10 protein-coding genes are annotated in these 24,005 nt (G+C 51.6%); 9 read left to right on the top strand and 1 reads right to left on the bottom strand.

Annotation, left to right across the window (positions count from 1 at the left end):
• Positions 1-140: 140 nt before the first annotated feature.
• Entirely contained in the window at positions 141-596 is a 456-nt protein-coding gene (locus tag ACY1JZ_RS22755; protein WP_462631065.1) for a hypothetical protein, read from the bottom strand.
• A gap of 231 nt (positions 597-827) precedes the next feature.
• Between ACY1JZ_RS22755 and ACY1JZ_RS22750 the strand changes: the two genes are divergently transcribed.
• From ACY1JZ_RS22750 to ltaE, 9 genes are all read left to right on the top strand, one after another.
• Positions 828-2,330 (top strand): cysteine peptidase family C39 domain-containing protein, encoded by a 1,503-nt coding sequence (locus ACY1JZ_RS22750; RefSeq protein ID WP_462631064.1) that lies wholly within the window; start codon positions 828-830, stop codon positions 2,328-2,330.
• Positions 2,331-2,719: 389 nt separating this feature from the next.
• The gene (locus tag ACY1JZ_RS22745; protein WP_462631063.1) at positions 2,720-4,201 is read left to right on the top strand and encodes an argininosuccinate lyase; all 1,482 of its coding nucleotides are present in this window, start codon (positions 2,720-2,722) and stop codon (positions 4,199-4,201) included.
• A gap of 16 nt (positions 4,202-4,217) precedes the next feature.
• A complete protein-coding gene (locus tag ACY1JZ_RS22740) occupies positions 4,218-5,108 on the top strand; it encodes a GHMP family kinase ATP-binding protein (protein WP_462631062.1) in 891 nt (296 codons plus the stop codon).
• A gap of 37 nt (positions 5,109-5,145) precedes the next feature.
• Positions 5,146-11,673, top strand: coding sequence for a non-ribosomal peptide synthetase (locus ACY1JZ_RS22735; RefSeq protein WP_462631061.1), 6,528 nt, complete (start codon positions 5,146-5,148; stop codon positions 11,671-11,673).
• A gap of 30 nt (positions 11,674-11,703) precedes the next feature.
• Entirely contained in the window at positions 11,704-18,843 is a 7,140-nt protein-coding gene (locus ACY1JZ_RS22730; protein WP_462631060.1) for a non-ribosomal peptide synthetase, read from the top strand.
• Entirely contained in the window at positions 18,843-20,906 is a 2,064-nt protein-coding gene (locus tag ACY1JZ_RS22725; RefSeq protein WP_462631059.1) for an amino acid adenylation domain-containing protein, read from the top strand. Before ACY1JZ_RS22730 ends, ACY1JZ_RS22725 begins: the two co-directional genes overlap by 1 nt.
• Positions 20,907-20,922: 16 nt before the next feature.
• Positions 20,923-22,173 carry a cytochrome P450 gene (locus ACY1JZ_RS22720; RefSeq protein ID WP_270168122.1) on the top strand — a complete coding sequence of 417 codons (1,251 nt, stop codon included), beginning with the start codon at positions 20,923-20,925 and terminating at the stop codon, positions 22,171-22,173.
• A gap of 1 nt (position 22,174) precedes the next feature.
• Positions 22,175-22,930 (top strand): thioesterase II family protein, encoded by a 756-nt coding sequence (locus ACY1JZ_RS22715; protein ID WP_462631058.1) that lies wholly within the window; start codon positions 22,175-22,177, stop codon positions 22,928-22,930.
• A 21-nt stretch (positions 22,931-22,951) separates the two neighbouring features.
• Entirely contained in the window at positions 22,952-24,001 is a 1,050-nt protein-coding gene (gene ltaE / locus ACY1JZ_RS22710) for a low-specificity L-threonine aldolase (RefSeq protein ID WP_270168126.1), read from the top strand.
• The last annotated feature ends 4 nt before the right edge of the window (positions 24,002-24,005 follow it).

The raw sequence follows: 24,005 nt of genomic DNA, 5'->3' as shown, positions 1-24,005 counted from the left end.
GCAAAAACAGGATTCTCACGCGTTCGGGAGAATCCTGTTTTTATAAGCATCTGTCTGTCCTTTCCCGCTGACGCTTCAGAGTTACGTGACCAGGACTTTGGTTCATTGCTGCTGACAGTCCTTATCTCAACCGCCTTTAATCATTCATAAATGTTGCCTAGCATCAGGAAGTAATTGGCATCCGTAGTGATACTTCCTCCAATATTACTGACCAAGATGTAATAAGTGGTGTAGGATTGAAGGGGAACCCGGTAGCTGGAGAAGTTACTTGATCCATCATCGAGCTGGTATTTTTGTACATATCCTCCGCTATATGTTGTGATAATTGGGGAGCCATAATTATACCTACTCGGAGATAGCAGACTGACATCAATGAATTTTCCATTGCCCACATAACCTGTTGTAAATTTGTAATAGTCTCGGTCTTGATCACTTGAGAGAATCGTAGCAATAGCTTGGTTAGGATAGATCGTGTAAGCTGTGTCGTAGGTGTTGTTAGGTTCGTAGTAGTCTGGAAGCGCTGCGGATGCAGGTACAATCGACAGCGACAACAATAGCATGGCAATTAGAGATAGAAACATCAACTTTTTCTTCATATTTCTTTCATCCTCTCAAGCTATGATAAGCTGGCCAGCTTTCATATATTAAAACGTCTAACAATCCAAATAGTTATAAAAAATGGTTTGAATTATCTTAAGATAGGTGAACAGCTCCGAAGGTGTTTTTTTGTGACCCAAGACGACAAATAAATCCTACCTCCCATAATTTCCCTATAATGTGTAATGTGGTATATTGTATTGAAATCAATTAGGTTAGGGGTGGGAAGATTGATCCTCGATATAGTACCATATCGTGATGTCGTTGCAGGCAGAGATTGTTTTCAGGATTTTAGCGTTTGTGTATTTAAGTGGTGGGAGCGTGATTTTCAGCTTTTCTTTTCGGAGTCTTATCACCTTAATTACAACAAGGACATTGAAGGGAATAAGTATTCGGATAAGGTGATCGTTCGTAGACATAATTCCTTCGATTTATTAGAAGCTGTGCATGGAATAAAGATAGCCCGTGAACAGGTGAATCACTCAAGAGAATGCTTAGAGATCATTAAAAAAGAAATTCAGCAAGGAAGCCCCCTTGCCATCTATCTGAATAATTATTGGACACCATGGGGCAATGGCTACCAACAGGAGAATGCTCTCCATTACTGTCTGGCTATAGGTTATGATGAGAACAGCGAGGAGCTGGTCTGTATCGATCCTGTATTCTCCACTAAGGTAGAGAGACTCCCGATCGACCATTTCATTAATGGGAACAATGGGCAGTATTTCACCTTTCGTATCGTTAATTCGCCAGCTATACCTGTATCGCCAGATATTCCAAGAAGAATCTTCGAGAAAGTCATTGAAGGAAATAGCATTCAAGCTCTACAAGATTTTTATCAAGATTTTGGTGCTAACTTTGATTTTGAGGCGGAAAGTTCTGGTGTCGAAGACGTCTGGAAGACCCCCATACTTATGAAGCTTAATGACATTACATTTGGTCGGCATGGCCTTCAGGAGGCACTTCGATTTCTATCGAAATATCACCCGCAGTATGAAGTGTTAATCCGCATGGTAGAATCCGTATTTCAGAATTGGCATGTTCTCAAGTCACTGCTAACCAAGGCGTATTTAATTGGAAATTTCGACGATGGCCTAAGGCTAAGGGTTAGTAAGCGGATCGAAGTGATTATCGAGCATGAATGTCTATTCATGGAGCAGTTAAGAAGACTTATGAGTGATGAGTTTGTAAATGAGGACAACATCGCTTTGAGCAGCAGCGAGTTGAGCAGTAGCGCATCAGAAGAGGCCATACCATTTAATACAGTTTGTATCGTGGAACACTATAATAATATCGGGTTTTCAGGCAGCGGAGCAAGGGCAGATTTCACAGGGTTGAACCAGTATTATGTTGGGAACAATCCATTTGGCCAAGGTAATCTATCTTCAGGAGAGGGATTCGATAATATAGTATGCGCAGGGCAATATATTCGCATTACACCCGGCAACTATCGCGCTATGAAGATTGTGGCGGCGAGCGAATGGGGAGATGCTTTTGCAGAACTTACCCTCAATTACGAAGATTGCAAGAGAGTTGTAGCCTTCAATGTTTCCGAATGGGGCGGGAAGCCTCAATTTGATGAACAGATTGTTTGGCAAGGCCAAAGTAATGATCATAACGCAGTCTGTATATTTGAGCAGACCATCACGCTCGATGACCAGCTTGAACTGCAAGGACTTGGTTTGCCTGACTACCCCAACCTTCATATTTTCCGTATAGCTATAGCTCTGTAAATCCTCGACACACATGCCGCTGTATCACCCACCTATCCACCTACCTACTCGCCGCTCCCTCCAACAAAGCTGTACCGCAACTAGGGAGAGCATGGTGGGTTTTTCCTATTCCAATACAGAATTATATGTTCTCCGCCGCGGCCTCGTTATACGTATTTCCATCTACGTATCCCTCTCTCTGAATGATCAATAAAAGCACAATAGCAATTATTTTTGAATCTGAAGCCAAATTATGACACACTTCGACGACTCGGATATGGTATAAGTAAATATGGTTAAATAAGTTAATTATCTAAAATATATAAATTAAATCAATTTGTTCCAATTAAAATTGGTCAAGCCACTACGCTATTGCCATAAAAGGGTCCAAGAAGATAGGGTGAATAATGATGGGAATTTCCAATAAGGTTGGTGATCATATACTGACTGGACGTTTGCTCGAACAACCGAGTGACTACATTCATGATGAGATTCTGTATCCTCAGTTCAACTATGAGGTGCAGCATCTGCTGCCGTACTATATACAAATCGAAAAAGTCATTTCAATGGAATATGCCCGTATGGGCTTGCTGGATGACGAGGCCTTGCAGCAGATTTTGCAGCAATTGGCACGAATTAATAGCGACACATTAGTAGGGAATCCCAAGGAAAACATGACGGATATATTATTCGCCATCGAACGATATGTAGAACAGCATACTAGCCACTCTATAGCGGCTTGGCATATGGATCGAAGCCGTAATGATGTACAGGCGACTGCGCAGCTCATGCTCGCTAGAGATAAACTGCTCGAGATGATGGAAAGCTTCCTCCTGCTTGCCGATACGATTCATCCTCTGGCCCTGAAGCATATTCATAGCAAAATGCCGGGCTATACGCATTACCAATCCGCTCAAATTATTAGCGTAGGCTTTTATCTAGGGGCAATGCTGGAGCAGATTGGACAAACAGTGGAGCGCTTGCAGGCCTTATGGAGCAGCATGGACGAGTGTCCACTCGGCTCAGGAGCGATGTCTGGACTGGAGCTGCCATGGGATCGCTTGCAGATGGCGCGAATGCTTGGCTTTGACAGGTACTGCCGTCATGCGTTAATGGGCGTTGCTTCCAAGGAGTTCATGCTATGGATCGGAGCAGAGTTGTCCAATGTTAGTGTAACGCTGACTCGATTTTTGACAGATTTCATGAACTGGGGGAGCAGCGAATACAGGTTCTTGCAGTTGCCTGATTCTCTGTGCGGTATTTCTTCAGCCATGCCACAAAAGAAAAATCTAACCATTTTAGAGCGAATTAGAGGGAAATTAACACATATTCCTGCTTATTATATGGATCTTGCCATAGGTCAGCAGCGGACCCCTTATACCAATTTGATCGAGACAGCGAAAGAGGGAGCAAGCAGCTTTTTGACGATGCTTACAACGGTGAAGGGAGCCCTTCATTTGTTGACTCATGTCATCTCGCATATGAGGTTTGACCAGGAACAAATGGAGCGGATATGCAATGAGCAGTTCTTCGGAGGATTTTCTCTTGCGAATCAGTTGACCTTGCAGTGTGGTATTCCGTATCGCAAAGCGCAAATCGTGGCTGGACAATACATCACGGCCATGATTGACCAAGGGAGAATGCCTCTCGACGTGGATGCGTCATTGCTCCAATCGTTATGCGAGGAGAACGGCTACTCAGTGGAAATTGAGGAATCAATGATGCTTCGATGTTTTTCCGCTGAATCGGGCTTGTATGAGAAGCGGTCACCCGGTTCAACTCACCCGGACCAAGTGGGTGAGCTGCTATCCATACTGGAACGGGAACGAGTCTTGAATTGGAAAAAAGTGCGCGAGGCAAGAGAGCGGAGCAGCACTTATCTACTTTACTGATCCAGGGGGTTGCCTGATGAGCTCGCATATCAAGGAGAAGCGTAAAGGGAAAACGATAGGGATTGGCAAATCATTCGGGACATTTGGCGAGCTGCTTCAAGGCGTCGGAACCGATGAACTTAACTACCTGATTACGCTGCCGATCACCAGATATTCACAAGTAACGTTTCAGTCTAGACCAGACTTTCCTGACCTTATTGTATCACCCAGCCATAGAATGAAGTCGCGGCAGATTGCGCGACTCATTCTGGAACGACACGGCCTTCCTATGGGCGGTATGATCGAGATCAACAGCAATATTCCAGTCGGCAAGGGATTGGCCAGCTCCTCGGCTGATATTGTTGCGACTGCTCGGGCTATTGACCAATGCTTCGACTTGAATCTGTCAGCAAGGGAGATGGAAGAGCTCATTCAGGAAATCGAACCGACTGATGGAGTCATGTATGAAGGGATCGTCTCTTATTACCACCGAGTTGTCAGGCTGCGCGAGTGCCTGGGCCCTGTTCCAAGCCTGTCTATCGTAAGTATTGATGAAGGCGGTGAAGTGGATACGGAAGAGTTCAACAAAGTATCCCGGTTCTACAGTACAGAAGAGAAGATGGAGTACGATGAATTACTCGCGGGAATTTCGACCGCTATCAAACAAAACGACCTGAAGACTATGGGGGCGATTGCCACCCGAAGCGCGTTATTGAATCAGCGGCTGCTGAAAAAAAGACAAATGGAGTATGTACTTGATATTTGCAACCAAGTGAATGCACTGGGCATCGTTATTACGCATAGTGGTACGTGCATCGGGATTTTGCTAGATCAGAACGATACGGAATACGGTCATCAGCTACATAAGGCCTACCATCTAATGACGGAGCTGCAGGGTGAGGTAACGATATTTCATACTCGCCTGTGACGGCGCACATCTTGCTTCAAAGGAAGGAGAATCTTGAATGGAAGCGAGTACTCGCAAATCTGCAATCTCAGAATCCAGAAAAAAGCTGCTCCAAAAGCTGCTGCAGCAAAAAGGGGGAGACGGGGCGGTTCAAACCATTGTACGCCCTGTACCGCGGGCCGGATGTTCTCCCGTTTCCTCTGCTCAAAAACGGCTCTGGTTTCTCGATCAGCTTTATCCGCAGCATCCATTTTACAATATCCCGTTTCTGTTTCGTATTCAAGGAAAGCTGGATACGAATGCACTAAGCAAAAGTCTGGAACAGATCGTGGTCAGGCACGAGTCGCTTCGAACCACATTTGCCATGCAGGATGGCGAGCCCGTTCAGATCATTAACGATCAGCCGCAATTCGGCTGGAGCGTCAGGGATGTAACGAATTTGCCCGAGGAAGAGCGGGAGCCGGCAGCTATGGTGCTGTTCCAGGAGGAAGCACAGATGCCCTTTGACTTGTCGAAGGGGCCGCTCATGCGTGCAGGACTTGTACGTGCTCAACCCGATGAATATTTCTTCATCATCAATATTCATCATATCGTATTCGATGGCTGGTCTACTGGCGTTCTGTGTCGTGAGCTGGAGCTCCTGTACCGTGCCAACCGAAATGGCGAGGATGCGTCCCTGGCTCCGCTGGAGATCCAGTATGCGGATTATGCACACTGGCAGAATGAGCATCTGAAGGGAAGCGATGTTCAGGGGCAGTTGGCATATTGGGAGAAGAAGCTAGGCGGGAGCACGACGGTAATGCAGCTTCCGTATGACTTCCCGAGCCCTTCCCATCAGACATTTAGAGGTGAATATTGTTCCTTTCGCATTCCGACCGAAGTAGCGACGGCTTTGAAGCAGATCAGTCGAGCACAGGGCGCCACGCCATTTATGGCATTTCTCGCTGTCTACAACATTCTTCTGTATCGGTATACGAGACAGACGGATCTGATGGTAGGCGTTCCGATCTCAGGACGCAATATAGAAGAACTGGAATCCTTGATGGGTTTTTTCGTCAATACATTAGTGATTCGTACATCCTTATCCGGGGATATATCTTTTGTGGAACTGCTGCAGCAGGTTCAGCAAGAAACACTGGATGCTTACGCGAACCAGGATGTGCCGTTCGATAGGATTGTTGAAGCTGTGCAGCCTGAACGAAATTTGAGCGGAACTCCGTTATTCCAGGTGCTATTCAATCTAGTCGATGATGTCAGGCTCAATCTGGATGAGCTGCAAGTATCGTCTCTGGAAATCAACAACAAGACGTCGAAGTTTGATATGGAACTGATCTTGATCGAGCAAGCAGAAGGCATGTCCGGGGGGGTCGAATACAGTACAGATCGGTTCAAGCAGGATACGATTATCCGCCTGATTCAGCACTATCTTCTACTGCTGGAGGCGGTTACCCTCTACCCGGAGCGGCCGATTTCTCAGCTTCCCTGTCTGTTGGAGCAGGAGCAGCTTCTCCTTGAGCAGTGGAATCAGACCGCTGTTCCCTATCCTGACGACCTCTGCATGCACCATTACGTTGAACGGCAGGCCAAGCAAACGCCCGATCGAAGCGCGGTCATCTTCAAGGATACGCGTCTGAGCTATCAGGAGCTGGATCGCTTGTCCAACGGGCTAGCTGTCAGGCTGCAGAAGTATGGGGTAGGCCCGGATGTGTGCGTCGGAATTTGTATGGATCGCTCATTGGAAATGATGGTCGCCGTACTAGGTATCTTAAAAGCAGGCGGGGCTTACGTGCCGCTCGATCCGCACTATCCGCAGGAACGTCTGACTTACATTTTGGAGGATACATCGGTTCCGGTCGTCATTACGCAGTCCTCTCTCCTGTCGTTGATTGAGAAGTCTGATACGAATCTGCTCGTACTGGATCATATCAACGAGCTGGAGCCGGTGGATGAGACCCCGGAGTCTGGTGTATGTCCAGATCATATCTTATATCTATTGTACACCTCAGGATCGACGGGTAAGCCCAAAGGCATCGTGATGAACCATCGGCCTATCGTGAACCTCATGGCCTGGCAGTTGAAGCATCTCAAGACCCCGCATAAGGCGACTGTGCTTCAGTTTTCGACCCTGAATTTCGATATGTCATGCCAGGAGATGTTTTCCGCCTTCGGAAGCGGAGGAACGATAGTTCTAGTGGATGAGTTAACCCGCAAAAATCCAGAACGCTTGCTTGAGGTCATTGTTGAGCATAAGATTCAACGCTTGCATTTGCCTTATATCAGCTTTCAGCAATTGGCCGAGGTCGCTGAGCTTCATCAGGATAACCAATACGAGATAACGGATATTACAGTTTCGGGAGAACAGATGCGTGTAACTCCGCAGATTAGAAACTGGTGCAGCATGCTGGGCGATTGCAAGATTCAGAATCACTACGGACCGACGGAAACCCATGTCGTTACTGCATTCATGATAGATGACATGGCTGCCGTTGATCCGCTGCCGCCGATCGGAAGACCGATAGATAACTGTGAGATATACATACTGGACAGCAATCTTCAGCCTGTGCCTGTTGGCATTTATGGCGAGCTTTATATAGGTGGAGTCTGTCTGGCAAGGGGATATTTAAATCGGGAGGAGCTGACCGCTGATCGATTTGTTCCTAATCCCTTCGCGAAGGAACCGGGTCAGCGTATGTATAAATCAGGTGATCTGGCTCGTTTTCTGTCCAATGGCGATGTCGAATATCTAGGCAGAATAGACGAGCAAGTCAAAATTCGCGGCTTCCGTGTGGAGCCAGGAGAGGTAGAATCGGTCATCAGCACGTATCCCGGCGTTCGGGAGACGGTGGTTGTAGGCTATAGAGAGCAGCAAGCATCGCAGGAGCTGGTGGCTTACATCGTCGCGGAGCAGGGCATTCCTATCGCTGAGCTTGGCTTAAGAGACCACTTGAGCAAGAAGCTCCCGAATTATATGATTCCTACCATTCTCATGGAGATTGAACAGATGCCATTGACGCCAAGCGGCAAGGTCAGTCGTGCTGCTCTTCCCAAGCCCAGACGCAACATGGGCAGCCTGGACAAGATTGCTCCTGCTACCGCGACGGAGGCAGCGATTGCTGCGATCTGGGGGGATATTCTCGGACGGGAGGGCATCGGGCAGGAAGACTCATTTTTCGAGCTGGGCGGCCATTCCTTGTTGGCAATCAAGGTTATTTCCCGTGTGCGCGACTTGTTCCACACGGATCTTCCGCTCTATACGATGTTTGAATTCCCGCAGTTGAGAGACTTTGCAGCACACCTGGAGCAGTACGTGGCACAGCATACGCCTCTCTCATCCGAGAGCGACAGGATTGTTCCTGTTCCTCGGGAGCCTTATATGCCGCTCTCTTATGCTCAAGGGAGAATTTGGTTTTTTGAGCAGTGGCATCAAGGGACATCGATGTATAACATTTCCAAAGCCTCGCGCATCAGGGGAGAGCTCTGTGTTGCTGCTCTGGAGCAGAGCTACCAGCAACTGATTGCGCGTCATGAGAACTTGCGAACCAATTATATCGATCAGGACGGATTGCCGATGCAAGTGATTCATCCTGCTCGGTCTTGCACGATTCGACAGTTAGATTTACGCGATGAGCAGGGAGAACACAGGACTGCAAAACTGCAAGCTCTGATCGCCGCAGAAGAGCGGACGCCGTTCGATCTGGCGAATGACCCGCTAATCCGGGCCGTCTTATACCGTGTGGACCATGAAGAGTGGGTTCTGCTTCTGGTTGTGCATCATATTATATTCGACGCCTGGTCCATGTCGCTGCTTGAAGAAGAATGGTGGGGAAATTACGCCCGCTGCAAGGATGATCCTGCTTATCGAAGAGAGGCCCTGCACCTTCAATATGCGGACTATGCGATATGGCAACGCAACATGCTTCAAGGCAAGCGCTGGGAAGAACAGCTATCCTATTGGACCAGGCAGCTTCAAGGCACGCTTCCTATCCTGCAATTACCTACTGATCGAGTGCGTCCTAGTCAGCAATCGTATAGGGGGGCGAGCGTTAGCTTTACCATGGATCAGCAGCTTGCTACGAAGGCAAGACAATTCAGTAATCAAGAAAACGTCTCATTGTATATGACCCTGCTCACGGCATTCAAGGCACTCATCTACCGGTACACGGGGGAGCAAGACCTGCTGGTGGGATCGCCCGTGACGAATCGCTCTCGGCAGGAATGGGAGCACATTATCGGATTTTTCGTAAATACATTGGTTATTCGAACGGGCGTTACGGCGGAGACGACGTGGAAGGGGATGCTGGCCGATGTGAAAAGGGTCGTGCTGGAGGCCTTCTCTCATCAGGATATTCCTTTTGAAGCACTGGTACAGGAGATACAGCCGGAACGAACTCAGGGCGCGTCCCCCGTGTTCCAGGTAATGTTCTCGCTGCAAAATACACCGCACACGCACACTCATCACGAGAGTTTCTTGCATATCAGCCCGTATGCGCTGGACAATGTGCATTCGCAGTTTGAGATCAGCATGTTTATCGAGGAGGAGGAAGAGCTTCAAGTAACGATCGAATATGCGACCGATGTGTTCGAACGAGGGATGATCGAGCGGTTCGCCCGGCATTATGTGCATATTGTGGAGATGATGCTTCAGCAGCCAGAGGCGACGATCTCCAGTGCTCCCCTGTTGACTGAAGCAGAGAGAGAGCAATTGCTTGTGAACTGGAACCTTACGGAGAGATGCTGCTCCGATCACGAGCTTCACGATCAGGACCTGTATCGGCGCTTCGAGGAGGTGGCCCGTGTTCATCCACAAGCCACCGCTATTGAGGACGGCGAGCGGGCCATATCTTATCAAGAGCTTCAGGAACAGGCACAGCGTATTGCGTCTATGCTGCGGGCCACGCAAGCAGGGCCAGGTACGGTCATCGGCATTTATTTGGAGCGTTCGATGGAGATGATTGCCTCTATGCTCGGGACATTAAAGGCAGGAGCTTGTTTTGTGCCGATGGACCCTGAATATTCGATGGAACGAATTCGCTGGATGGTGGAGAACAGCCGGATGACGGTTATGCTGACCAGCTCCCAGCTTAGGGATCGATTGCCGGTTACACCAGGTCATGTGATTCCTGTGGATCAGCTTCTTGAGAGCGAGGATAACGAGGAGGCGGTGGCTTCGCAATCGGTGCCGATATGGATGGAACATCCGGCTTATGTCATCTATACCTCGGGGTCTACAGGCAAACCCAAGGGAGTCATCATCTCGCAGCGTTCGCTCGCGGATCATATCCAGACGGTCATAGAGGCGAACCGGCTGCATAAAAGTGACCGAATCGTGCAATTTTCAGCGATCAGCTTCGACTTCTCGATTCATGAGATATTCCCTGCGCTTCTGAGTGGGGCAACACTTGTACTGCGTCCCAAGTCAGTGCTGGATACGCACGAGTTCGTGAACTGGTTACACTCGAGGGCGATTAGCGTGCTATATTTGCCTACAGCCTACTGGCATCTACTCGTTAGCGAGTGGGACGAAACGGATCGCGTGCCTGCAGCCTTGAAGCTGGTATCTGTGGGGGGGGAGAAGGCATCCAGAGCAATCTACAGGAAATGGAAGCGTATTACGCAAGGACGGATTCGCTGGAGCAATGCCTACGGTCCGACAGAGGCAACGGTAGCCGCAACGGCGTTCTATGATGATCTGGATGAGCTGCATGAGGACGATAGGGACATTCCGATCGGCAGGGCGTTACCGAATACACAACTGTATATTTTGGATTCCTTCCTGCAGCCCGTTCCCATAGGGGTTGTGGGGGAGTTGTATATAGGTGGAGTCAGGTTAGCCCAAGGGTATCTTCACCAGCCGGAGTTAACGGACAAGGTGTTTATTCCCCATCCCTTCCGTCAGGGCGAGCGTTTGTATCGGACTGGAGATTACGTTCGTTATCGCGAGGATGGTCAGATTGAATATATGGGCAGGAAGGATTCGCAAGTCAAAATCAGAGGTTACCGTGTAGAGCTTGGAGAAATTGAAGCCACCCTGGAGCAGCTTACGGAGGTTGAGCAGGCTTTGGCGATGGTCAGAGCTGACCTGGATGCTTCTGGACAGCAGCTCATCGTTTACGTGAAGTGTAAACATGGAGAAGCTTCGCTAGATACGATCCGTCAGCATGTGACACAGCTTCCCTCCTACATGCAGCCTTCCTTCTACGTCGTGATGGATCTTTTTCCACTTACGGCGGGAGGAAAGATTAATCGCGAGCTTCTTCCCAAACCCGATATGCTCCATACAGTGAGTACAACTCCGGGAACACCTGCGAATGAAACCGAGCACATCTTATCCCGGATCTGGTGCCAGCTCCTTCTCCGGGGGGAGGTGGGAAGGACAGATGATTTCTTCCAGATCGGTGGTCATTCCTTACTTGCCACCCAGATGGTTTCGCTAGCTCGCAAGGCGTTTTCCAAATATATACCGATTCAAGCGGTATTTGAAGCCCCGACGATCATCGAGCTGGCAAGGTATATTGATAGCATTGAAGTGGAAACCAGCGTGTCCCTTCCGAAGATAACCAGGCTCCCCAGGGGGACGAAAACCTGAAGCCCTCAGTAAAGAAAGGGGACGAATCATTTGAGTACAACTATTAACAGCAGCCACTACTCGTTTCCGGCATCTTTTGCCCAAAGACGGATATGGTTTGTACAGGAGACCCTGTCTGATCCCTCCGTGTATCATGTGCCGCTGCTGTTCAAGCTTTACGGATCTGTTCAGCTTGCAATGCTGCAGCACGCCATCGACAAGCTGGTGGAGCGGCACGAATCCCTGCGCACGTATTTTGCGGTAGAAGGCCATGATATTGTCCAGGTCATTGTACCCGAACTGGACAGTCCCATTAGCCATGTCCGTGTGTCGGAAGAAGCTGCCGTTCGCATCCAGGAACGCATCATGCAGGATATTCGAACTTCATTCTCATTGGATCAGGCTCCGCTGTTCCGAATCGCACTGTACTCGTTGAATGAGCACGAACATTACTTCCTGATCAATATGCACCATATCATTACAGACGGTTGGTCCAGTTCCGTGTTCCTGCGGGAATTAAGCTTGATCTATTCTGCCGGGCTTCAAGGCAAGGAGGCTGCCTTGCCGGAATTGCCCATTCAGGTGGCAGATTTCTCCCAATGGCAAAGAGACAGCCTGCAAGGCGAGGAGCTGGAGAGGCAGATGCTCTTTTGGGAGAGACATCTGGAGGGGGAGCTGCCTGTCCTGGATTTGCCTGTTGATCCGTTGAGGCCGCCAGTGATCGACAATATAGGCGAGTCCTTCGCATTTCACATTCCTTTGGAGCTCTCGGAACGATTTGCCCGCCTGTGCGGCCAGAGCTCGACGACATTATATATTGGGTTGCTAGCGATCTATCAGTTGCTGCTGGCTCGATATTCGGGTCAAGACGATATTATCATCGGTACGCCGGTTGCTAATCGACATTATAGCGAACTGGAGCATGTGATCGGAATGTTCGTCAATACGATGGCATTGCGCACACGTCTTCAGCACAATCCAACGTTTCGAGAGATGCTGCAGCAGCTCCGAGCCAGCGCACTCCAGGCCTACGAGCATCAGGATGTTCCCTTCGATATGCTCGTTGAACGGCTCGCCCCGGAGCGGAATTTGGGGCAAACCCCTATCTTTCAGGCCATGTTTTCGTTTCAGAATCATCCGAAGCTGGAGCTGGAGCTGCCTTACATCGACATTCAGCCTGTCGAGCTTGAGCTGGGTACGGCCAAGTTTGAGCTGTACCTGGATATTGCCCAGACGCAGGATGGCCTGTATGGCATATTTGAATATCAAAAGCATCTATACAGTCGCGAGCTGATCGAAAGGCTGTCTGCGCACTTCGTGAGCCTTATGGAGAGTGTTCTGAAGGATATAGAGCAGCGAGTGTGGCACATTCCTTTTATCAGCGGGCAAGAAATGCAATGGAACATAGAGCCGCCGCACCATCCAGAGCCAATCGAGGCTCTGAAGCAGCAATGGGCGTGCTCCCATCATCCTTTTGAACATTTCGCTTCGACCAGCCCGGATGCAATTGCCGTTCGCTGCAGCGATGAAGAGTTGACATACGCTGAACTCAATCGACGGGCTAATCGGATTGCATGGCGTTTGCGTGAGAAGGGGATGGGCCCCGATACGTCCATAGGGCTGTGGCTCGTTCCCTCCGTCGACTTCATCACGGTCATGTTAGCCATATGGAAGGCAGGGGGCTGCTGCGTTGCATTGAATCGCAATCACCCTGCACCATGGAACGCCTCGCTGATACAAAAAGCGAAAGTGTCGTGCATCGTGACGAACGAAGATAACCTGCGCCATGTTCCTCAGGGGGACATCGAGGTGCTCTGCATCGAGCGGCTAGATGTAGGCACAGCTCCTGCTGTCAATCCCGAGGTGACGATACGTGCCCATCACGGGGCATGTTTACTCCGAGCATCGGACGAAGCCTGTCGTTTTCAGATGGTTGCTGTGCCCCATTACAGACTTTTGCAGCTATGCGAATCAGCAGGCCAAATGTTTGGCTTCGATCACAATGACGCGTGGGCATGGCAGCATGCCGTGGACAGCGAGCTGGCTCTATGGGAAATAGGCGGAGCCCTGTTCTATGGAGGAACCGTCGTCATCGTACCTGACTGGATCACGGATCAGCCCAAATATATGCATGAGCTTCTCCTCAAGGAGAAGGTCACGCGGCTTACATTGACCCAGGCAGCCTTCTCTGCCTGGATCAGGCTGGATGGAGCAGAAGCACAAGGCAAGCTGGGACTTCGTACTATTTTTATTAAAGGAAGAACGGTGTCCGTCCCCCCGATGGACGAATGGTTGGCCCGTCACACCAGGCAGCACCCGCAGCTCATTCAACTAAACAGTCTGAGCGATGTGGGAGGAGCATTCAGCTATCGTGTTATTCCGAGCAGCGGCAATGCATACGGAAGAGCCGACAGAAGCATCGGGGCTCCACTGGCGGGACAGACCCTGTATATCCTTGATGCCAGCGGTCAGATCATGCCTACGGGTGTGGCAGGGATCATGCATGTAAGCGAACAAGATTCGGACAATGCAAGAGCGTATCATGACAGGCAGGGCGATGAGCGCTGGACGTATCGCTCGCTTGATGGCGGAGCCGGCGTATGGCTATACCGCACGGACGACATCTGCCGTTACTTGCCCAATGGAGCATTGGAACGACTGCGCTGCCTGGGGAATCAGGTGGAACGGGGCGAGTATATCGTCCAGTTGGAGGAGGTACGAGCAGCCTGTCTTCAACATCCGGCTATCCAGGAAGCGGCGATACAGATATGGAGAGACGAGCATGGCATTGCCTATATGACGGCTTACCTGGTAGCTGTGGCGGGGCAGACGGTTCCTGTACAGCAGGTTCAGCATGCTATGCGGGATCAGTTGCCTGAATACATGATTCCAGAGACGATGCTTTGGGTGGATCAGCTCCCTCGTCTGGCTAGCGGCGACATGGATTATGGACGTCTTCAGCGTCATAAGGATCATGCGGCCAGGCAGTCCGCGTATGTAGCACCGGCTAACCGGATAGAGGAGGAGCTCGCTAGAATTTGGGAAGCTGTACTCGAAGCTCCTAGAATTGGTGTCGAGGATAATTACTTTGTATGCGGTGGAGATTCCATTCGTATGCTGTCGATCATAGCTTTGGCCAAGGAGTCCCATCTGTTTTTCGGTATTATGGACCTGGTATCCCATCAAACGATCCGCCAGCTTGCCCCGCATGTTCGGACGAGCCAGGAGGCTGTCAAGGTGAGGGACGAGAAATTTGATCTGGTGCCTGAAGCGGATCGTGCCCGTCTGCCGGGAGGTATAGAGGACGCTTATCCGCTTGCCCAGCTCCAGAGGGGCATGCTGTTTCAGAGCGAGCTGCACCCGGAATCCAGACTGTATCATGACCTTCTGCAGTATTCGATACGGGGGCCCTTCCGTAAGGAAGCATGGGATGCAGCCTTTAACGTATTACTCGACCGTCATCCGATGCTGCGTACATCGTTTGATTTGTCGAATTACAGCCTTCCGCTGCAAATCGTGCACACCGCTGGGCAGGTGTCGATCCACTATGTCGACTTAACCGCTATACAGCCCGAGGTGCAGCCACACTCCCTTCAGGAATGGGTAGATCGTGTTATGAATACGCCTTTTGACTGGAGTCAATCGCTGCTGCGCATCCATATTCTGCAACGTGCGGATAACTGGATTCAACTGATACTGTCGTTTCATCATTCGCTGCTGGACGGCTGGAGCGTGCAGCTATTCATGGCAGAGCTATTCGAAACCGTCGATCGCTTGCTTCAAGATCAGACATTGAAGCAAGCTGCGCCCTTGCAATCGACGTTCAAGCAATATATCAGAGAAGAGCTGAGTGCACTGCAGTCCCCGGAGCACAAGGCATACTGGCAGCAGCAACTGCACGGATTCTCCCGAACCAGGCTTCCTCAGTGGGAGCAGACCTCTGCACCTGCTCCGAATATGCACCTTGAGGAGGTAGAGATATCCCTGGCTCTATCGCGCGGGGTGCAGGCGCTGTCGAAGAGGACGCTAATTCCAATCAAGAGCTGGCTGCTGGCCGTTCATATGCACCTCTTAAAATTGCTGACCAATCAGCGGGACATCACGACGGGGGTACTGTTCCATGGTCGGCTCGAACAGATGGACGGCGACCGTGCGCTAGGTTTATTTCTCAACACCCTTCCCTTCCGCATGCAGCTCGGCAGATGGAGCTGGAATGCGCTAGCGGAGCAAGCGTGGGAAACGGAAAAGCAAATGCTCCAGTATCATAGGTATCCAATGGCCCAAATTCAGCAGGATGCCGGAGGCGACAAGCTATTCGAGACGTTCTTTAACTTCACGCATTTCTATGTATCCGAACAGAAGCTGGATTCGTATGCAAAGCTGCAGATTGTTGAGGAGCCAGGGCACGCGGACAACAGCTTTCCGTTTGGAGCCGAGTTTTCGCTGGATGGAAAGACCGGTGAATTAAGGCTGGCGCTTCGGTGGGATCAATCGCAGTTCAGCAGCGAGCAGATGAGACGGGTTGCGGGATATTATCAAAGGGCGTTGCATGCGATCGTCCACCGTACAGATGAAGTCGCCGATGATGACTGCCTGTTATCCACCGAGGAGCTTCAGGAGCTGGAACGCTGGAATCAAACGTCCTGCGATTTTCCGCGGGTGCATCTCCTGCACAGACTGTTCGAGGAGCAGGTGGAGAGTACGCCTGACCAACTGGCTCTGGCGTATCGGGATCGGCGGTTAAGCTACCGAGATTGCAATGAGCAATCGAATCAGTTGGCCCATTATATGCTTAAGTATGGACTTGGGCCGGACGTGAAGGTAGGCGTATGTCTGGAGAGATCCATCGAGTTGGTGACCGGCCTGATGGGCATCTTGAAGGCGGGCGCAGCTTACGTCCCGATTTCACCCCATCTTCCAGCACAGCTTGTGCATGAGCTCGTGCAGGATGCCGAGCCGGGGCTGATCGTGACAAGTGAGAACTGGGCTTCGCTCTTCGCAGGATACGAGGGAACCGTTCTATACATGGAGCGGATTCGAGACGAATTGGCGCTCGAGCCTGTCACGAACCCGGATGTCCCATGCCAGCCGGAACACCTTGCCTATATGATCTATACTTCGGGCTCCACTGGGAAACCCAAGGGTGTCCTCATCGAGCATAGGGCGATTGCCAACCGCCTGCTCTGGATGCAGCGCGAATATCGCTTGACCGCAATGGATCGGGTGCTCCAAAAAACGCCGTTTACATTCGATGTTTCGGTGTGGGAATTTTTCTGGCCGTTGATGACTGGAGCCGGACTGGTCATCGCAGAGCCCGAAGGACACAAAGACCCGGAATATCTCATCAAGGTAATTCAGGAAGAACGGATTACAACGATTCATTTTGTGCCTTCGATGCTTCATGCATTTTTATCTCAGCCGGGAGTCGGACAATGCACGACACTGACCAGGGTCATTTGCAGCGGAGAAGCGTTGCCGCCTGTGCTAACGCGATTATTTTTCGACAAGCTCTCTTGTGAATTGCACAATCTGTACGGACCAACGGAGGCTGCAATTGATGTAACCAGTTGGCCATGCCTAAAGGAGGGGATTAGCGTACCGATCGGTTATCCGATCGCTAATGTCTACATGCGGATACTCGATGAACAGAGGAGGCCGCTGCCAGTTGGTGTAGCTGGCGAGCTGTACATTGGAGGCCTATGCCTTGCCCGCGGCTATCATAACCGCCCGGAGCTGGATGCGGAGAGGTTTATACCTGATTCGTTTAGTCACGACCCGAATGCACGCTTGTACAAAACAGGCGATGAGGCCAGGTATCTTCCGAGCGGCGCTATCGAATACATAGGGCGCCTGGATCAGCAGGTGAAAATACGTGGTCATCGCATCGAGATTGGCGAGGTCGAAGCCAGGCTGTCAGAGCATCCTGTAATTGGGGAATGTGCGGTGTATGCAGCCAAGGACAGCAATGCGCATCTGCAGCTTGTGGCGTGTATCGTCAAAGTAAAACCGGACGATCCGCTGACCTTGCAGGAACTGTACAATTTCTCCAAAACGCGCATGCCTGAATATATGATCCCTGCTCGCTGGATGTTCATAGATGAAATGCCGTTAACGACGAGCGGGAAGATCGATCGGAAGGCTCTCCAGCAGCTCGATATGAACCACATGGAAGGGCGAGCTGACGCATACCAGCCGCCATGCAATCCGCGCGAGCGCCTGTTGGCGAGCATCTGGGAGCAGGTTCTTCACGTCACTGCCCCTAGTGTCAAGGATTCGTTCTTTCATCTGGGTGGCAATTCATTGCTCGCTATTCAACTGATGGCCAGAGTGGAGCAGGAGTTTGCCCGGAAGATGCCGCTATCGCGTATTTTGGAGCACGATACGATCGAACGATTGGCAAGGCTGCTGAGTGATGAGCCAGATGAGGAATCCCTATCATCTTCGCTTGTCGTCTTGAACGCTTCGGGCGGCAGGGAACCGCTGTTCTGTATTCATCCTGTAGGCGGAAGTGTCGTATGCTACACCGCCTTGCCGCAGGCGCTTGGAGAGGACTGGCCTGTCTATGCCATTCAGGATGAGCGGCTGAACGACAGGCGGGAGCCCCCCTTCTCATCGATCACCGAGCTGGCTCGCCAGTACATCGCGGAGATCAGACATGTACAGCCGAAGGGACCGTATTTCTTATTAGGCTGGTCGTTTGGCGGTATTGTGGCGCATGAGATGGCGTGCCAGCTAGAGCAGGCAGGAGAGACGATCGGGATACTGGCATTGCTGGACGCCAGACTGAGAATGCAGGACGGCGGGGAGCAGGAGATTCGAGAGGAGGAATGGAAGGAGCACTTTCTACAGGACTTTACAAGCGTGCGCGAGCTAGGAGGGGACACGGGAGCATCGGGAACCGGCTCGAGTCGGGAGGATGAGCTTCTACAGCACTTGTATACTCTGTTCAAATCCAATTGGCGAGCGATGCGCGAGCATGTTCCCCAGTGGTTTGGCGGGACGGTAACGTGGTTTAGGGCCCAAGAGGAGGAAGGAGGGCTAAATGGGGAGAGAAGCTGGAACGACTATGCCAGGCAGGTCGATAGCATCATGCTGGACGGTGACCACTACTCCATGATGAACGCTCTGAATGTCGGACGGGTGGCAGCCTATCTGAAATCTATTAATCATGAAGTGAAGGAGTCGGTCTAATGCTAGACCCATTACGATATAAGACGGTTAAAAATAGCGAAGGACACTATTCTGTCTGGCCCGCGGAAAAACCCAACGCCTTCGGATGGGAGAGTGCGGGTATTGAGGGAACGCTTGAGGAATGCCTGAAGGAGATTGCGGCCGTCTGGAAGGACGTGAGGGAGATGGGGAAGCGCAGTTCCGTCTCTGCTGCGGAGCCAGCGCCTACGGCTAACATCCCGGCTAGCCTGGAACCGTGGGCGCATGACCGATCCTGGAATGGGAGCGTCGTTCCTGTGCATCCTCCCGCCTGCATCCACCACCTGTTCGAACGCCATGCAAGGCTGCATCCCGATCGCGTTGCCCTTACCTATGATTCGCAGCATATGACATACCGTGAGTTGGATGAAGCAGCCGAGGCGCTTGCGAACAAGCTCGCACAGTTTCAGGTGGCTCCTGACAGCGTGGTTACGGTTCTGGTCGAGCGTTCTTTGGAGCTTGTCATATCGCTGCTGGCGATTCTGAAGGCTGGAGGATGCTACCTGTCATTGGAGACGACGGTTCCGCAGGCACGGCTGGATTTCATTCTGGAGGATGCTTCACCGTGTCTCGTCATCACACAACGCTGCTTCAGCGAGCGCTTCGAGAATCATTCGCTCCCTGTGCTGCTGCTCGATGGGGACGTGCAGACTTTTGCGGCGGCTCCTCAGCGGAGGCGGGTAGAGGCGATGCCGGAGAACTTGATATATATCAGCTACACCTCAGGCTCGACAGGTACGCCGAAGGGCGTATGTGTACCGCATCGGGCGGTTGCTCGTCTGGTTGATAATACCAAGGACTTCTCGTTTACGCCGGAGGATGTATTTTTGCTCATTTCACCGGTTGCCTTTGACGCCTCGACGCTCGAGATCTGGGCGCCTCTTACGAATGGCGGTCGGTTAGTCATCTATAATTGCGGGACGCTTCGTCCAGATACGCTGTCTGAGACCATCCAGTCGGAAGGGATAACGACGGTATGGCTCACGGCAGGGCTATTTCAATTGATGGTGAACTCCTATCTGGATGCATTTAAGGGGGTTAAGCATGTGTTGGCAGGTGGCGATATTATATCCCCTGCACATCTTGAGCGCCTGCTTACCGTTCATCCCCATCTGATATTCACTAACGGATACGGCCCGACCGAAAATACGACGTTTTCGACCTGCTGGACGACCACGACGATGACCACTCATCCTACTGTTCCGATCGGTTCGCCCATCAACGGAACGTGGGCGATGATCTGCGATGGCGATCACAATCCGGTGCTCCCGGGGCAGGAGGGAGAACTGTACGTTGCGGGAGCGGGGTTAGCCAGAGGTTACCTCAACAACCCGATCGAAACCGCAAGCCGATTCGTGCCGAACCCATGGAGCGACACGCCCGGCGCGCGGATGTTTAGGACGGGAGACCTTGTTCGCTGGCTGGAAGACGGAAGGATGGAGTTTATCGGTCGTTCCGACAGGCAGATTAAAATTCAAGGCTATCGGGTAGAGCCGGATGAGATTGAAGCCGTGATTGTCAAGCATGCGGACATTCAGACTGCCGTTGTTACGACCCAGGAGGACAGCTTCGGCAATAAACGTCTGCTTGCCTATGTCATAACCACAGGCTCCGCGGATGAGGAGCAGGAGACGGTTGCGCGCTTGCATGCCGAGCTGCTGCGACACTTGCCCCCTTACATGGTTCCATGGGCCATCATGCCCTTGCAGGAGATGCCATTGACGCCCAATGGGAAGGTGGATCGGAAGCAATTGCCTGCGGCGACCCGTGCGCCTCGCAGATTGGGAACTCCTTTTACTGCACCGCGTAATGCGATGGAATCGAAAATTTGCGCATTGTGGGGGGAGAAATTGGCGATCGAGCCCATCGGCATCCATGACAACTTCTTCTCGCTTGGCGGCGACTCCCTTATTTTGTCTGAGTTGATCGTAACCATGGAGGATGTGACTGAAACGGTTATATCGGCCCGCTCCATTTATCTGAAGCCTACGGTGGCGGAAATTGCGGCAATGATCGAGGAAAGCAGACAAATTGTACAAGGTTAACTTAAGGAGGAGACAAATGCCAACGAATGCCATGAAATCATCTCATATCAATTTAGCGGAAGTGGATTTGCTGGACCCTCAGTTATACAGCCATGGCGAGCCTTACGCCGTATGGGATGTCATGCGCAGAGATGCGCCTGTTCATTGGCAGAAGGTTAGCGAGGAGCTGGGGTTCTGGTCGGTCACCAGATATAAGGATGCCGTCAAGGTGTTGAAGGACTATAACACATTCACCTCCGAGCAGGGAAGCCTGCTTAATCTGCTCGGTATGAAGGACCCGGCGGGCGGGAAACAGATGGCGGTCACAGACCCGCCGCGGCATACCCAGATTCGCCGCCCGCTTCAGCGCGGCTTCCATAACAATTCGATCGACAAGCATGAGGAGCAATTGCGTGAAGCGATTCGCACCTTGGTAGCTCCTTGTCTGGAGCCCGGCGGTGTTGATTTTGCTCAGGCGATGTTTGAGATGTCCATAGCGGTGAGCGGGTGCATTATGCAATTGCCTGAGGATGATTGGCCGCTGCTGACCCGGCTTACGATGATGGCGATTGCTCCTGATGATGCAGAGTACATGCTGCCTGAGGGGAGTGAAGCGACCCTGCAGCGGGCGCATCGCGAGCTGTTCGGCTACTTCATGGACATGGTGGAGCAGCGGCGCCGTTCTCCAGGGCAAGATTTGATCAGCATTCTGATGAATGTAGAAGTGGATGGAGCCCGGATGGATATGGGGACTGTGATTTCCAATTGCTACAGCATTTTGCTTGGAGCGACGGTTACGACGCCGCATGCTGCCAGCTTGTCGTTCCTGGAGCTGGTCAGGAAGGACTTGTACCGTGAATTTGCAGCACACCCGGAATGCATGGACAGCGGGATCGCAGAGGTGTTCCGCTGGTCGTCTCCGGCGAGTCATTTCATGAGACATGCAACCCGCGATACGGAGATCAACGGGACACCAATCAAGCAAGGCGACGCAGTGGTGGTGTGGCTCGGGTCAGCCAATCGCGATGAGGAGGTCTTCGCCGACCCGTATACGTTCGACATTCGGCGAACCCCCAATCCCCATATTGCGTTTGGCAGCGGTTGTCATCATTGCATCGGTCACACAACGGCGAAGCAGACGATGACAATGCTGTATGAGGAGCTGTTCGCGAATTACGAGGGATTCGAAATCATTGGTCCCGTCGAATATCTGGGCTCCAACTTTATTAGCGGCATCAAACATATGCCTGTCCGCGGGTATGCACGAAAATTGCAAGGGGTGGAGTAAAGTGGAATACGTAATTGAAGGAACGGAAGTAAGTGACAATGCCTGGCTTCTCAGAGAACCCTCTCCATTTGCCAAGGCGCGTTTGTTTTGCATTCCCTACTCCGGGTGCGGTGCGAGCATGTACCGCCACTGGCCCGAATATATCGGCAAGATCGAGGTGTGCCCGATCCAGCCGCCCGGTCGCGAGAACAGGTTCCATGAACCGACCTATACCTCGTATGAGCAGCTTGCCGAGAATCTTAATGAAGCCCTGCTGCCGTATATGGATCGGCCCTTTGCATTCTTTGGTCATTGCGGCTCGGCGCTGCCGAGCTACGAGGCCTCCGTCCAGTTGATGCAAAATGGCGGGCCTTTGCCTTCACACTTATTTATCTCCTCTCAGGTTGCTCCGCACGAAGGACCCTATGGCAGGTTCCTGGAGCTGGACGATCAGGGGCTGGCTGCAGAGATTGAGCTGTTGATTAACAAGATGGGCGGGAAGCCCTTGCCAGACATTATTGAACTGAACACAGGAATTATGCGCTCCGATCTTGAAGCGAATCGCCGTTATATACGGAGCGGGCCACAAGCCCTCGATTTCCCGCTCACGGCCATCGGTTGGAATGGAGACCAAGAGGTAGACCCGTCCTTATTAGCCGGATGGAGCGAATATGGACAAGCCTCCTTCAAGGTGCTGGATGGGGATCATCATCAATTTTTGCAGGCTCCGATGGAACTGCTCGGCACGATTGCGGAAGCGATGCGGCCCCATATCTAACAGTTGAACGGAGGAGATCGTATGCAGGCTGACGCCAAAATTGAACTTCGCAGCGATACGTTTACGTTGCCTACTGCCGCAATGCTGGAAGCCATGATGCAGGCCGAGCTTGGAGATGATGTGTATGGGGAAGATCCAACCGTGAACAGGCTGGAGGCCAAGGCAGCGGACATGCTCGGGAAGGAAGCCGCCATTTTTATGCCTAGCGGAACGATGGCTAATCTGGCCGCCATCCTGGCCCACTGTCCGCGCGGGTCCAAGGTGCTCGTCGGCGACGAGACGGATATCTACATCTATGAAGCGGCGGGAGCGAGTGTATGCGGAGGAATTATGTACGAGCCGATCAGAACCCATGCAGACGGCAGGCTTGATCTGGAGCACTTGCACAGCGCTATTCCGCGTAATCCGGCAGATCCGCAATTTGCCCTGCCGGGGCTGCTCTGTCTGGAGAACCCCCATAATCGCATGGGCGGTCGGATACTCCCGCTGTCTTACTTGGAGGAGATTCGGGGGATAGCCAACGAGCACAGGATTCCTGTGCATATGGATGGCGCCCGTCTATGGAATGCTTCCGTCGCCATGGGCGTACCGGCAGCCGTTATCGCCGATTATGCCGACTCGCTCCAGTTCTGTCTCTCCAAGGGCTTGTCTGCCCCTATAGGCTCCATGGTGGTAGGCAGCGAGGCGTTCATTCACAAGGTCTACCGAATTCGAAAAATGCTCGGAGGGGGGATGCGACAGGCGGGAGTCATCGCAGCCGCGGGACTCGTTGCTCTAGACCACATGATAGAGCGATTGGGGGAGGATCATTCGAATGCCAAGCGGCTGGCAGAGGGACTGTCAGCCATACCAGGGATTTCATGCGATCCTGGGACGGTCGAGACCAATATTGTGTTTTTTCGAGTTACTGATCCCCGGTTCACATGGGAGAGCTTCGTACAGAAGCTAGGTCAACAGCACGTATATGTCGATGAGCTTGGACATGGCCGCATTCGTGCAGTGACCCACGCTGGAGTTAGCTCCCGACAGATCGAGCAGGCTCTGCATATCATTCAGGACACGCTGGTATGAACGG

This window comes from Paenibacillus sp. J5 (assembly GCF_054955055.1).
This window is presented reverse-complemented; position numbering and strand designations above follow the sequence as displayed.